We start from the raw sequence: 13,355 nt of genomic DNA on the forward strand, positions 1-13,355 counted from the left end.
TCTGTCCTTATACCTGAAAGCCCGGCCAGCCCTTGTCCAGCGCAATCAGCAGCTCCCGCAGGACCTTGCAGGCTGTGGCCGTGGAAACGCCGGTGGTGTCCAGCGTGGGGGCCAGCTCGTTGAGGTCCGCACCCACGATGTTGGCCTTGGTCACGGTGCGGATGGCTTCCAGCAGCTGCAAAAAGCTCACGCCGCCGGCCTCCGGGGTGCCGGTGCCGGGGAAGCAGGAGGGGTCCAGGCAGTCGAGGTCAATGGTCAGGTAAACGGGCACCTTGCTGGCACAGAGCTGCTCGGTGAGCTGGGCAAGGCCCGTGAAATCGAACTTGTGCATCTCGGTGTGGGCAGCCGCGAACTCAAACTCGGTGCGGTCGCCGCTGCGGATGCAGAACTGGTGGATGCGTCCGTCGCCGATGAGGTCATGGCAGCGGCGCAGGACACAGGCGTGGCTGAGCTTTGCGCCCAGATAGTCGTCCCGCAGGTCGGCGTGGGCATCAAAGTGGACGATGTGGAGGTCGGGGTACTTTTCCACCATGGCCCGCACGGCACCCAGCGTGACCAGATGCTCGCCGCCCAGCAGGAGCGGGAACTTTCCGTCGTGCAGGATCTCTGCCGCGCGGCTCTGGATGTCGGCCAGTGCGCTCTCGCTGGAGCCGAAGCAGAGCTCCAGATCGCCGCTGTCGAAGATGTCAAAGTCGGTCAGGTCGGCGTTCTGGTAGGGGCTGTAAGTCTCCAGACCGTAGCTTTCGTGCCGGATGGCAGCCGGGCCGAACCGGGCCCCCGGGCGATAGCTGGTGGTGGAATCGTAGGGGGCACCGTACAGCACGATGCTGGCGGCACGGTAGCTGCTGTCGCAGCCGATAAAGGTTTCAACGTTGGGGTAAAGCATCAGTGTTCCTCCACTTCCCGCAGCATCTCCTCCAGAAAAGCCGGCAGGTAGAATGCTCCGATATGCAGTTTGGTGGTGTAGTACCGGGTGCGCATGTTCAGGGCCTTCCAGGCGGTTGCGTCCAGATCATCAATGGGGTGGTACTTCTTGCTGGCAAAGCCGAACAGCCAGTAGCCCGCTGCAAAGGTGGGGATGTGGGCCTGATACACCCGGCTGATGGGGAAGGTGGAAGCAATGCGTTTGTGGCTGCGCTGCATGGCGTTGGCATCCTCGGCGTAGAAGGGGCTGCCCTGCTGATTGACCATGATGCCGTCCTCTTTCAGGGCGTTGAAGCAGCTGCCGTAGAACTCACGGGTGAACAGACCCTCGCTTGGGCCGAAGGGGTCGGAGGAGTCCACGATGATGAGGTCGTATTCCTCCTCGCACTGGCGGATGAACTTGAGGGCGTTCTCAAAATAGATGTGCACCCGGCGGTCATCCATCCGGCAGGCGTTGCCGGGCAGGTAGGCACGGCAGGCCTCCACCACCTGGGGGTCCATCTCCACCAGGTCGATGCGCTCCACCCGGTCGTAGCGGGTCAGCTCCCGCACCACGCCGCCGTCGCCCGCGCCGATGACAAGGATATCCTTTGCCTCCCGGTGCACGGCCATGGGCACATGGACGATCATCTCGTCGTAGATGAATTCGTCCCGCTCGGTCAGCATCACATTGCCGTCCAGTGTGAGCACCCGGCCAAACTCGGGCGTTTCAAAAATATCAATGCGCTGATAATCGCTCTGCTTGGAGTAGAGCTGCTTGTTCACCCGGATGCTGTGCTTCACATCGGGGGTGTGAAATTCCGAAAACCAAAACTCCATCTGCTTTCCCTCCTTATGCCAGAACGTTCAGGTGCAAAATATCAGGGTCCTCAGGGCCGGTCATGCTGCAGCCCTTGGCCTTGGCGTACTCGATATAGTTCAGGATCTCCTTGGTGATGCGCTCGCCGGGGGCCAGAATGGGGATGCCCGGCGGGTAGCACATGACGAACTCGCTGCAGACCATACCCTCGGTCTCCCGCAGGGGCAGGCTCTTTTTGGGGGCATAGAAGGCCTCCTGCGGGCTGGCAGCCACCACGGGGTCGATGTATTCCTGGCTCAGCAGGCCGGTGCCGTCGGTGTGGTAGCGGCGCTTGATCTCGGCCAGAGCGCTGACCAGCCGCTCAATCTCCTGGGGGCGGTCGCCGATGGAGAGGTAGGCCAGGATGTTGCCGATGTCGCCGAACTCGATCTGGATGTCGTACTCGTCCCGCAGGATGTCGTAGACCTCGATGCCGGCAAGGCCGATGTCCAGCGTGTGGACGCTGAGCTTGGTGGTGTCAAAGTCAAAGACAGAGTTGCCGTTGCACAGTTCCTTGCCAAAGGCGTAGTAGCCGCCTACGGCGTTGATCTCTTCCCGGGCGTACTCGGCCATATCCGCCACCTGATGGAACACCTGCCGCCCCCGCAGGGCAAGGTTGCGGCGGGAGATGTCCAGACTGGACATGAGCAGGTAGCTGCCGGAGGTGGTCTGGGTCAGGTTGATGATCTGCCGCACATAGCCCTGATGCACATTGGGCCCGATGAGCAGCAGGCTGCTCTGGGTCAGGCTGCCGCCGCTCTTGTGCATGGAGACCGAGGCCATATCGGCCCCCGCTGCCATAGCGGAAACGGGCAGGCCGTTGCCAAAGTAGAAGTGGGTGCCGTGGGCCTCGTCGGCCAGGCAGAGCATCCCGGCCTCGTGGGCCATCTTCACGATGGCGCGCAGGTCGGAACAGATGCCGTAGTAGGTGGGGTTGTTCACCAGAACGGCCACGGCGTTGGGGTGCTCCTTGATGGCCTTGGCCACCTGCTCCCGCTTCATGCCCAGCGAGATGCCCAGCCGCTTGTCCACCTCGGGATTCACATAGACCGGGACCGCGCCGCAGAGCACCAGCGCGTTCAGCACACTGCGGTGCACGTTGCGGGGCAGGATGATCTCATCGCCCCGCTTGCAGGCTGTCAGCACCATGCTCTGCACAGAGCTGGTGGTGCCGCCCACCATTAAAAAGGCGTGGGCTGCGCCAAAGGCATCGGCGGCCAGCTCCTCGGCCTCCCGGATGACCGATACCGGGTGGCAGAGATTATCCAGCGGCTTCATGCTGTTCACGTCCACACCCACGCACTGCTGGCCCAGAAAGGCCGTCAGTTCCGGGTTGCCGCGGCCCCGCTTGTGGCCGGGTACATCAAAAGGTACCACACGCATCTGCCGGAACTGCTCCAGCGCCTCATAAATGGGCGCGCGGCGCTGATCCAGCCGGAACCGTGTACGGTTCTCACTCATCTTTTCTCCTCCGTCCCTGGTTCCGGCGCAGCAAAAAAGCGCAGGCCCACCACACTGGTGCAGACCTGCGCTTGAAAAAGCGTTCTGAACATGCAGACAAAGCCCCCGGTGACACTGGGGAAAATCTCCGCATGATTCAAAAAGACGGGATGACGAGAGTCTATATAGCAATTACACTTTTACTACTCTTATTGACCGTTTCACAAGTCTGCGCACGTTCTGCGCAATTTCATGGCTGTAAAGGAACCAACTTATAAAATTTGAGCTTTCAACTCAATCAATAATGGCAGCTTGCGCCGCCGGTCGGCAGTGGACCCGGCTGTCCGTATGGCCTTAGCCCCGATGGGCGGTCCCAGGTAATTTGCTTTGAAAAGACTCTGACACGCTTTGTCTCTCAAAATCGATGATATCTTATCATGCTATGAGGGTGGTGTCAATACTTTTTGGGAAAATAAAGCGGAAAATGGGCAAGCGGTTCGCATTATGACAAGGACACTGTAAAGACATGGTAAAAGTGTGGCAAAACACTTTGCACAGACACGGCAAAACGCTTTTGCTTGACAAATGAAAGAAATTCTACTATACTGATTCTTACCGGTGCGCCATCGCCAAGCGGTAAGGCAGGGGACTTTGACTCCCCCATCGTAGGTTCGACTCCTGCTGGCGCAACTGAAAAAGAACCCGCAGGGGGCCTGGGCGACAGGTTCCCTGCGGGTTTTATTTTTTGTGAAAAGAGGTTGTTTGTGTGAACGAAGAGAATTCTCTGCTGACCGGAGCAGTGCGGCCCGCGCTGCTGCGGTACGCGCTGCCCATTATCCTGAGCATGGTGGCAACACAGTTTTACGCCGTGGCCGATACCATGATCATCGGCTTGCGGCTGGATGCCGATGCGCTGGCGGCAGTGTCCAACGCTTCCACGGTGCTGATGATCTTTCTGTTCATCTCCGGCGGCATGGAGCTGGGCGGCGGCCTGCTGGTGGCGGCGGGCAAGCCCACTGCCACAAAGCATGAGATGACCGAGCTGCTGTACAACCTGCTGTTCGTGGATGAGGTCATCGCCCTGTTGACCACGGCAGTGGGCTTTGTGACCCTGCCGGCCCTGCTGCGGCTGATCAACACGCCTGCGGAGATCCTGGATACCGCTGTGCTCTATGGGCGCATCTATCTGCTGGGGCTGCCATTTCTGATGCCCTATGATCTGAGCAAGGAATGTGTCATGGGCTGCGGCGATTCCAAAACGCCGCTCAAGGTCATTGTGGCAACCAGCGTGATGAACATTGTGCTTGACCTTGTTCTGGTGGGGCCCTTCGGGGTGGCCGGTGCGGCGGCTGCCACAGCGGCGGCGCAGGTGGCGGGCGCGGTCTACATGGTGGCGTTTCTGCGCCGCACCCAGATGGACGCGGCCTTCTCGCCCCGGATGCTCAAGGCGCGCTATGCCAGGGATATCTTCCGGCTGTCGGCCCCCAACAGTGTCCAGCAGGCCAGCGGCACCATCATCACCACGGTCAAACAGGGGCTGCTGGGCGGCCTGGGTGTGGAAGCCATTGCAGGATTCTCCTGCGCAGGCAAGCTGTCCAGCCTGCTGATGATGCCGGTGTTCGGCTTTGTGCAGTCCACAGTGTTCTTTATTGCGCAAAACACAGCCGCCCTTCAGCCGGGCCGTGTGAAAGAGGGCCTGCGGGAAGGGCGGCGGATCTTGTTGGTGTATTCGCTTGGGGTGGTGGCGGTCTGCATCGGCCTGCGGGGACCGCTGCTCCGGCTCTTTACCACCGACCCGGCAGCGGCCAGCTACGGCTGCACCATGCTGGCCTTTGAGTCGGTGACCTACCTGTTTGTGGCACAGAAGCATCTGTTCGAGGCCCGCCTGCGCGGTGCCCAGAAGATGGGGCTGTATCTGGCCTCCAGCCTGGGGCAGATCGCCCTGAACCTGCTGGCCTGTGTGATCCTGGTGCCCCGCATCGGTTTTGCAGGCTTCTGGATGTCCAGCTGGATCAGCGCACCCATCGGAATGCTGCTGGCGGCGGCGCTGGCGAACCTCTCAGGTACTTCGCACCAGCTCCCCTAATAGGGGGGGCTTGCCTCTCCTATTAGGAGAGGTGGCATCCCGCCGGGATGACGGAGAGGCTCAGCTGATCACCTCATACTGAAAATACTCGCACTTGACCTTGCTGCCCACCTCGATCTCGGGCGGCAGCAGGGCCAGCGCAACGGGATTCAGCTCGTCGCTTTCAATGTCGGTGCGGCGCAGGTTGACATAATCGCCGTCAAAGCTGACGACCTCGTAATACCAGGGGCCCATAGGATACCTTCTTTCGTTTGAGCTTTTCTTTGAGCTGTCGCTTCTTGGAGCGGCGGCTTTTTTAATGTTTCCGTCTTTTCTTTTCGTCCCAGGCAAAGTGCCCGGCGTAGAGCAGGAACACGGGCAGGGCGGCAAGGGTGACAGTCCGGCTCAGGCGGATGCCGTCCGGCTGATAGACAAAGTCGATGGTGACCGTTCCGGCGGGGCAGAGAACGGCCATCAGGCCCTCGTCCACCCGCAGGATCTCGGTCTCCTGCCCATTCACATAGGCCGTGAAGCCGTCATCGTAAGGCACGGAGAAGAACATCAGGTTGGCCCTGTCCAGCGTGGCTTCAGCGTGGAAGCCTGCGCTGGTCATCTCAAAGGCGGTGCAGGCAGAGGCCCGGCGGTCGGCGCAGTCCTGAGTGTAGCGGGTATAGGTCAGGTCGTTGAGCTCTGCCGTGGGCAGGGGCGTGAGGTACTGCCCGTAGGCCACCGCATCCTCCTCAGTGAGCACCAGTGCCCGCATGAGCAGGTTGGAGCGGGTGGGGGTCACGGTGTCCTCATACTGGGTCTCGGTGAGGTAGTAATCGTAGGTAAAGCCCATGGGAACGTAGTTCTGGTTCTCGTAGAGAACATAGCCGTCCAGGGTATCGTAATACGCCCAGCCCTCATCGGCCTCAGCGTGGAACTGCTTCTGATGCGCAAGTGTGGTCAGCAGGTATCTGACGCTGAGCAGGCCGCGCAGGGCGTAGTTGGAGAGCTCGGGCTGACTGCGCACATCCCGCTTGACCCCCAGTGCAGGGTAGAAGCTGAGGATGCTGGGAGCGGCGGTGCTGCCGAAATACTGCAGGCAGCTCTTGTCCAGCCACAGGCCCAGATTGTCGTGGGTCTTGTAGGTGTCAATGCGCCAGTCACCCTCGGGCAGATCCTCCTTCAGGGCCAGCGCATTGATGTACTGCTCCACAAGGTCACTGTCGGTGTTCCACTGGCCGAACTTGCCAATGCCGATGTGGACGATGCCGAACAGGCAGCTGAACGCCAGCACACCGGCCAGCAGGCGGCGGGCAAAGACCCTGCGCTGCTGCCAGCGCCTGCAGATGCAATGGTAGACGGCCAGCCCGCCCAGACCAAAGGCAAGCACGGCGCAGTACTGGCCCGGATTCTGAAGCACGCCCAGGCTCCACTCCTTGGTGGTGGCATCCTGCACGGGCACCAGTGCAAAGGCCAGCGTGGCGATCATCACAAAAGCAATGCTCCGGGCGGGGCGGGCGAGGTCGAGGCTGGGGTCCTCCCACGCGCTCACCGTCATGGCCGCAAGGATGAGCACCGGCATATAGAACCACCGGGCATAGTAGCTGGAATTGAGGGCATAGAACGCGCTGTTCAGGATGGGCACCAGCGCAAATACCATGCAGACGGCAATGATCCGCTTTTTGCTGTCGCCCTGCCGGGCACGCCAGTAGGCCACCACACCGGCCAGACTGCACAGGGGCAGATAGGCTGTCATGCTGGTCCATTTGATGATACCCTCAGACCAGATGGAGGTCATATAGGGGGAATCCGGGGGCAGCACCCAGCTCAGCAGGATGGCCAGATACTGCTGGGGCTTGGAATAGGTCAGAAAGCCCCAGCCGGAGGAAAGGTCGATGGTGCGCGGGTTCTGCAGCACGCTGAGGACAGTGGGCCAGAGCACCACAAAGCCCAGTGCCACGCCCAGCAGGCTCTCAAAGGCCAGCTGACCGAAGAGGCGGGGCGTGAGCCGAAACTCCCCGGCGGAGAGCTTGCAGACGAAGTAGATGACAAGGAAGAGCACCTGCCCCACAAAGAAAAAGTAGTTGTTGAGCAGGTTCACCGCCACCCAGAAGGCGAACCATCCGTGGCGGCGCTCGTAGATGGTCTCATCCAGTGCCCAGAGCATCCAGGGGAAGAGGGCCAGCACATCGATGAAGTGGTTGAAGAAGATGTTGTACAGCCCCCAGCCCGAAAAGGCGTAGAGGGCCGCACCCAGCACCGCAAAGTTCGGGTCTTTGACGTAGCGGCGCAGGTACAGATACGCGCCGCCGCCCGCCACCGCGAACTTGAGCACCAGCAGCGGCACCATGAGGTAGGGGAGCCAGTTCTGCGGGAAGAGCAGGGAAAACCAGAAGAAGGGGGAGCCGTACAGGTAGAACGAATAGGCGTTCATGGTTCCGCTGCCCAGGTCAGTTGCCCAGGAAAAGGTATTCTTCACGCCTCCGTATCCGGCAGGGTAGCCTGCCCCCTTGAGAAAGCCGTTCATGTAGCGGTAAAAGCTGATCTGCTGGCTGTTGAAATCGCCTGCATAGTGGAAAAAGCCGCCATCCAGCAGATAGAACGGCAGGAAGATGAGGGCGGCTGTCAGGGCACAGAGCCCCACGGTGAGCCAGAACTTGTCCTGCTTCTGTCCCAGCATCCGGGGCGAAGAATGAAATGCAGTCATGCGTCAGTCCTCTTTTCAGTATCGGAAATTTCCCGCTTACGGGAACGGCACCTCGCGGGTGTCATCGGGGTCCTGCGCGGCCCTGCGCTGCTGCTCGAACACCGCGTCGATGAGGGTGTCGAGGTCAGAGAGGCGGCTCAGCTCACAGCAGTAGCGCCGCAGGCTGGCGGCCCCCTTCAGGCCCTTCATGTAGTGCATGGTCTGGGCCCGGGCCTGGGGCATGGCAACGAACTCGCCCTTCTGCTCCACCATCTCCTCCACCTGCCGGCGCAGGGCATTCATCCGGGCCTGCAGGTTCGGCTCCTTGGGGGCGGGCAGGCCCTCCAGCGCGGCGTTCACCCGCTCAAAGAGCCAGGGGTCGCCCAGGGCGGCCCGGGCGATCATCACGCCGTCGCAGCCGGTTTCCTCCACCATCCGCACAGCATCCTCGGCGGTGCGGATATCGCCGTTGCCCAGAACGGGAACGTGGACGGCATCCTTCACCGCCGCAATGATGGACGGGTCGATGCCCGGGGTGTACATCTGCTCCCGGGTGCGGGCGTGGACGGCGATGAGCACCGCGCCCGCCTGCTCGCAGGCTTTGGCGCATTCCACGGCCGTGACGTGCTCCGCGTCCCAGCCCTTGCGCATCTTCACGGTGACGGGGCGGGAGGTGTTTTTGACCACTTCCTCCACAATACGGCCGCAGCGGTCGGGGTCAAGCATCAGCTTGCTGCCCGCCCCGCCCGAGACGATCTTGGGGGCCGGGCAGCCCATGTTGATGTCCAGAAAATCGAACGCGTACTGCTCCACGGCGGCAGCGGCCTGCCCCATGATCTCGGGCACTTCGCCAAAGATCTGCACGCCGTAGGGGGCACCGTTGGGCTCGGCCTTGAGCAGGCTGACGGTTTTGTGGTCGCCGTATACCAGCGCCCGGCTGGACACCATCTCACTGACGGTAAAACCGGCTCCGTGCTGGGCCATCAGCCGCCGGGCCGGGGCATCGGTAAAGCCCGCCATGGGGCCGAACACTGCCCGGTGGGGCAGTGAGATCTCCCTGATCTTCAAAGGGGTGTTGAAAGGTTCCATGATACTCCTTAGCGCTATCTGATTTAGTTGATAACATGATAAAATTTGGATTATAAGTATACCATATTTCCGGCGGCAGAACAAGAAGCGGAACATCTTTCTTGTCAGCACGGGATTTTTCCGGTATACTGGGGGACAAAAGGAGGAGCGGCTGGAACACGGCAGCCAGCTGCACAAAAGAGATGGAATACAGAGCATGGAAAAAGCAGAACGGCGCAGGGGAGAGCATCCGCACCTCCCTGCTGGGCTATGGCTGTATGCGGTTTCCCACCACACCGGAGGGAGCCATTGACGAGCCCCGGGCCGAAGCGCTGCTGAACGCTGCGCGGGACGCAGGCGTGAACTATTTTGACACCGCCTACCCCTACCACGGCGGCCAGAGCGAGCCCTTTGTGGGCAGGGTCATTGCAAAGTGGCCCCGGGAGAGCTTTTATCTGGCCACCAAGATGCCGCTGTGGCAGTGCGGGAGCCTGGAGGAGGCCCAGCATATCTTTGAAGAGCAGCTCCGGCGGCTGGGCGTGGAGTATATCGACTTCTACCTGCTGCACTCCCTGCACGCCGCCCGGTACGACCGGGCCAAGGAAATGGGCATCGTGGACTGGCTGTGGGAGCAGAAAAAGCTGGGCCGCATCCGCAGCTTCGGTTTCTCCTGCCACGACAACGCGGCGGGCCTTGAGCACATCCTGCGGGATCAGCCCTGGGATTTCTGCCAGCTGCAGTATAACTATCTGGACACCGATGACCGTGCCGAGGAGATCTCGGGTGACCGCGGCTATCAGTTGACCGAGGAGCTGAACATCCCCCTCATCATTATGGAGCCCATCAAGGGCGGCACACTGGCCAACCTGCCCCCGGAGGCCGAAGCGCCCCTCAAGGCCCTGCGGCCCGAAGCCACGGATGCCTCCTGGGCCCTGCGCTGGGTGGGCAGCCACCGGAACGTCCATGTCATCCTCTCGGGCATGAGTGCCGAGGATCAGCTCACGGATAACTTGGCCACCTTTGCCCGCTTTGAGCCGCTGACCGCTGCAGAGACCGCCGCGGTGGAGCAGACCGCCGCCTTCCTGCACAGCCGCATCAAGATCGGCTGCACCGGCTGCCGGTACTGTATGCCCTGCCCCATGGGGGTGGACATCCCGGACAACTTCAGCATCTGGAACAAGCTGGGGATGTTCGGCCAGCCCGAGGCCATCAAGCACCAGTGGGAAGCCCACTTCCCCGATGCCGAAAAGGCCAGCCATTGCGTCCGCTGCGGCAAGTGCGAGGCGGCCTGCCCCCAGCATCTGCCCATCCGCAATGCGTTGGCCCGGCTGCAGCAGGAGCTGGATCAGCTGTAATATGCATCAGAAAAGCCACCGGCAAAAACCGGTGGCTCTTTTCTCTTATTCGCTCCACTCCATCCCGATTTTATCCAGCATTGCGCGGCGCTCAGGGGTGAGCTTGGGGTCGTGGGCGGTATCCCACTCCCGCATCCGGCGGAGCCAGTCGCCCAGGCAGAAGCCGGTTTCGTCGGATTTGTAGTTGGCGGCGGCGTGGAGGTTGCCGTGGGCCTTGTAGTAGGCTTTGGCCTGCTGATAGGCGGTTCCCCACTTGGCATCCCGGGCATCCCACACCATGCCGATGCTGTTCAGCTTTTTGATGTGGGCGGGCGTGACCTGATAGGAATCCGGGCGGTTCTTGCGGGCTGCACGCAGGTTGGAGATCCACACGCCCAGCCGGACACCATCGCTGTCCACATAGCTGGCGGGGACCAGCAGGTGTTTGTATTTGCGGGCGTAGCGGGCGGCACTGCGGAAGTTCCGCTCCCAGTTGGCCTCGCGCACGGTGCCGTGGTCAGCGGCGGGATCACTGGGGCGGCGCTCGCCCTTGAACAGGATGCGCAGCAGCTTGCGGCGCTCACTGCTCAGGGCGCTGCTGCCGGAGTTCAGGGCCTGCCGCTGGCGGCTGACCCAGCTGCCCAGCCAAACGCCGTCGGCGGTCTTGTAGACAGAGGGGATCTCCAGATCACCGTGCTCTGTCTTGTAGGCCAGAGCCAGATCATAGCGCTCCTGCCAGGGATCATACTTTTCCCACACCATGCCCAGCTTGTCCAGCAGGGCCTTGCGCTCAGGGGTGACCCGGGCGCTGGAGCGGTCCGGGTTCAGGTAGGCATAGCGCTGGCGTGCCACCCACTTGCCCAGCAGCACTCCGTCCGGCGTGACATACTCCGAGGGAACGTTCAGGTTGCCGTGCTCATGGTAGTAGGCGGCGGCAACATCATACAGGGACATCCACTTGCGGTCGTTGCGGTTGGTCCAGTCCATGCCCAGAGCGTCCAGCCGCTCCACCTGTTCCTGAGGCAGCTCGCCTGCCTTGTGAGCGGCGCGCTGGGCCCCCAGCCAGACCCCCAGACCGAAGCCGGAGGGCGTTTCGTACTTGATGGGCACTTCCAGATCACCGTGCTCCAGATAATACTGGGTGGCGGCGGCATAGTTCTGCTCCCACAGGTCGTTGGAGGTGCTCCACACCATGCCGATGGCTTCCAGCCGCTCGATGCGGTTCTGGGTCAGGTTGCCGCCCAGATAGCGCTGGCGGTTGTAGACGATCCATTCGCCCAGTGCAAAATCATTTTTATCGCGGTAGCGCACCGGCACCAGCAGGTCGCCGTGCTCGGTGCGGTATTTCTGCGCGGAGGCAAAGCCCTTTTCCCAGGCAGCTTCCAGCCGGTGGTTCCAGCGGATGCCCAGTTTTTCCAGCTTGGCGGCCTGTTCAGCCGTCAGGCGGCCCGGGCGCTGCCCGGCCTGTACCTGCCGCTGGAGCTCGAGCCACTTGCCCACGGGCACGCCGCTGTGGATGGTATAGCTCCGGGGCAGCTCCAAGGTGCCCTCTTTGGCGGCGGCATCGGCGGCGGCCTGGCACAGCACCTCCCAGCGGGCTTCCATCTCCCGGCGCAGCTTGCCGTACAGGCGGTAGGTCTGCTGCATGGGGCGCTCCTGCCGGAAGCCCGGCGTTTTGCTGCCGGCCCTGGTCATGGCCTCGGTGCAGTCACGCTGCAGGGTACGGCCGTTGCCCAGCCCCTCGAACTGCGCCACAAGGTCGAACACCGGCACGCTGCGGCTGCCTGCAGCCACCAAAGCGCGGCAGAGCATCTGCTTGAAGGTGGACATCAGGCTGGACTGGCGCACCAGAATGACCCCGGCCAGCCCCTCCAGCGGCTGCTGGACTCCCGGCGCGTTGACGCAGAGCAGGACCTTGGGGCCGGGGGCTGTATCGGAGAGGAAAGTCTCCACAGCAGCAGAATCCGCAAAGCAGGCGTGATCTGCAGCGTAAAAGCGGACGGCAGGGTCCACAGCGCGCAGCAGCTGTTCCAGCTCCGCGCCCAGCTTTTCCTGATAGGCGGCGGATTCAAACAGGACCAGATAATGGCCGCTGGTATCGCTGAGCAGGCGGGGCAGCAGAACGGTCAGGTTTTCCACCTGACGCAGAGACCAGCTCAGCTCTTCATATTGAACGCGCAGGGAGGTGTCGCCCTTGGGCATACACAGATTTTTGATCCGGGCGCGCAGGGTGGCCAGCTCCTCCTCCTGAGGCCAGAGCAGGGCTGCATAGGCTGAGGGCACCGGCATGGTCCCGGCGGCCATGGCCTCGGCCACAGTCATGTGGGAGACGATGCAGTCGGCAAACAGCTCCTGCGCGGCGGCGCAGACGGGGGCACCGTTGGGCACACCCAGCCCCAGCACCTTTGCCTGGGGGCACATCCGCAGCAGCTTCTGCACCGACTGTGCCCAACACACGGCGCTCAGCTCATGGTAACAGTCCAGCACGATGCAGCCGGGTTTCTGCTCCCCCAGCCGCACCCACTGCTCCGGGGTGGCGGCGGCCAGTTTTTCGCAATCACAGAAGCGGACATTGCCGGGCAGGGTACCGCCGTTGTAGCGTGTCAGTTCTGCCTGCCGCAGGGCCAGACGCTGTGCACCGGCCACCAGCCAGAAAAAGGTGGTCTGGGGGTGAGCCTCCACCACCTTCCAGGCAATACAGCTTTTGCCGGTGCCGGTGGGGTGGAACACGGCGGCCCGGTTCAGGGTCTCCAGAGACTGTACAGCTTTCTGAAAAGCGGCTTTGTTGACGGGATTCAGGGTCATCGACATGGTGGTAGTGTCCTCTCCGAGTTGCATGTTTGACATCGTTGGATACAACGAAAATATTTCATAGAATTAGTTTATCGCAAAAAACATTTTTCTGTCAAGCCCTTTGAAGAGAATTTAGAGCAAAACTTGGGAAAAGAATAAAAATAGTGTGGAATCTGTGGCAGAAACTGCGAACTTTGTGCGCAGCAACGGGGATACTGA

The 13,355-nt window shown here is 61.7% G+C and carries 9 protein-coding genes and 1 tRNA gene; 3 read left to right on the forward strand and 7 right to left on the reverse strand.

What is annotated here, in order from left to right; genetic code table 11:
* Positions 1 to 7 precede the first annotated feature (7 nt).
* The 3 genes from speB to GXM22_RS04040 are packed head-to-tail and all read right to left on the reverse strand — an operon-like array spanning position 8 to position 3,223.
* The gene (gene speB / locus GXM22_RS04030; protein WP_005932969.1) at positions 8 to 886 is read right to left on the reverse strand and encodes an agmatinase; all 879 of its coding nucleotides are present in this window, start codon (positions 884 to 886) and stop codon (positions 8 to 10) included.
* Positions 886 to 1,743: a polyamine aminopropyltransferase gene (gene speE, locus GXM22_RS04035; RefSeq protein WP_005932970.1), complete on the reverse strand. Its 858-nt coding sequence runs from the start codon at positions 1,741 to 1,743 to the stop codon at positions 886 to 888. Before speE ends, speB begins: the two co-directional genes overlap by 1 nt.
* 13 nt (positions 1,744 to 1,756) lie before the next feature.
* Positions 1,757 to 3,223 (reverse strand): aminotransferase class I/II-fold pyridoxal phosphate-dependent enzyme, encoded by a 1,467-nt coding sequence (locus GXM22_RS04040; protein ID WP_005932972.1) that lies wholly within the window; start codon positions 3,221 to 3,223, stop codon positions 1,757 to 1,759.
* 598 nt (positions 3,224 to 3,821) lie between these two features.
* Between GXM22_RS04040 and GXM22_RS04045 the strand changes: the two genes are divergently transcribed.
* Positions 3,822 to 3,892 (forward strand) — tRNA-Gln (locus GXM22_RS04045).
* A 76-nt stretch (positions 3,893 to 3,968) separates the two neighbouring features.
* Entirely contained in the window at positions 3,969 to 5,288 is a 1,320-nt protein-coding gene (locus GXM22_RS04050) for an MATE family efflux transporter (protein ID WP_005932978.1), read from the forward strand.
* A gap of 60 nt (positions 5,289 to 5,348) precedes the next feature.
* Here the strand turns inward: GXM22_RS04050 and GXM22_RS04055 are convergent, their stop codons facing one another.
* From GXM22_RS04055 to dusB, 3 genes are all read right to left on the reverse strand, one after another.
* A complete protein-coding gene (locus GXM22_RS04055) occupies positions 5,349 to 5,522 on the reverse strand; it encodes a C2 domain-containing protein (protein WP_005932980.1) in 174 nt (57 codons plus the stop codon).
* A gap of 61 nt (positions 5,523 to 5,583) precedes the next feature.
* Positions 5,584 to 7,962: a YfhO family protein gene (locus GXM22_RS04060; RefSeq protein ID WP_050762787.1), complete on the reverse strand. Its 2,379-nt coding sequence runs from the start codon at positions 7,960 to 7,962 to the stop codon at positions 5,584 to 5,586.
* Positions 7,963 to 7,998: 36 nt separating this feature from the next.
* Entirely contained in the window at positions 7,999 to 9,030 is a 1,032-nt protein-coding gene (gene dusB, locus GXM22_RS04065) for a tRNA dihydrouridine synthase DusB (RefSeq protein ID WP_097770875.1), read from the reverse strand.
* Between the two features lie 182 nt (positions 9,031 to 9,212).
* Here dusB and GXM22_RS04070 point away from each other — a divergent pair, with 182 nt between their 5' ends.
* Positions 9,213 to 10,364, forward strand: a complete 1,152-nt coding sequence (locus tag GXM22_RS04070) for an aldo/keto reductase (protein WP_099357233.1) — start codon at positions 9,213 to 9,215, stop codon at positions 10,362 to 10,364.
* Positions 10,365 to 10,409: 45 nt separating this feature from the next.
* On the opposite strand, the gene GXM22_RS04075 is transcribed toward GXM22_RS04070, so the two are convergent.
* Positions 10,410 to 13,181: a Helicase associated domain protein gene (locus GXM22_RS04075; RefSeq protein ID WP_163397092.1), complete on the reverse strand. Its 2,772-nt coding sequence runs from the start codon at positions 13,179 to 13,181 to the stop codon at positions 10,410 to 10,412.
* Between the last annotated feature and the right edge of the window lie 174 nt (positions 13,182 to 13,355).

The sequence above is a fragment of the Faecalibacterium duncaniae genome, assembly GCF_010509575.1.
Taxonomy (GTDB): domain Bacteria; phylum Bacillota; class Clostridia; order Oscillospirales; family Ruminococcaceae; genus Faecalibacterium; species Faecalibacterium duncaniae.

Bases quoted from the DNA above. Each gene is read 5' to 3' on its own strand.
- speB (WP_005932969.1), bottom strand. From the start codon at position 886: ATGCTTTACCCCAACGTTGAAACCTTTATCGGCTGCGACAGCAGCTAC.
- GXM22_RS04055 (WP_005932980.1), bottom strand. From the start codon at position 5,522: ATGGGCCCCTGGTATTACGAGGTCGTCAGCTTTGACGGCGATTATGTC.
- dusB (WP_097770875.1), bottom strand. From the start codon at position 9,030: ATGGAACCTTTCAACACCCCTTTGAAGATCAGGGAGATCTCACTGCCC.
- GXM22_RS04070 (WP_099357233.1), top strand. From the start codon at position 9,213: ATGGAATACAGAGCATGGAAAAAGCAGAACGGCGCAGGGGAGAGCATC.
- GXM22_RS04040 (WP_005932972.1), bottom strand. From the start codon at position 3,223: ATGAGTGAGAACCGTACACGGTTCCGGCTGGATCAGCGCCGCGCGCCC.
- speE (WP_005932970.1), bottom strand. From the start codon at position 1,743: ATGGAGTTTTGGTTTTCGGAATTTCACACCCCCGATGTGAAGCACAGC.
- GXM22_RS04075 (WP_163397092.1), bottom strand. From the start codon at position 13,181: ATGCAACTCGGAGAGGACACTACCACCATGTCGATGACCCTGAATCCC.
- GXM22_RS04060 (WP_050762787.1), bottom strand. From the start codon at position 7,962: ATGACTGCATTTCATTCTTCGCCCCGGATGCTGGGACAGAAGCAGGAC.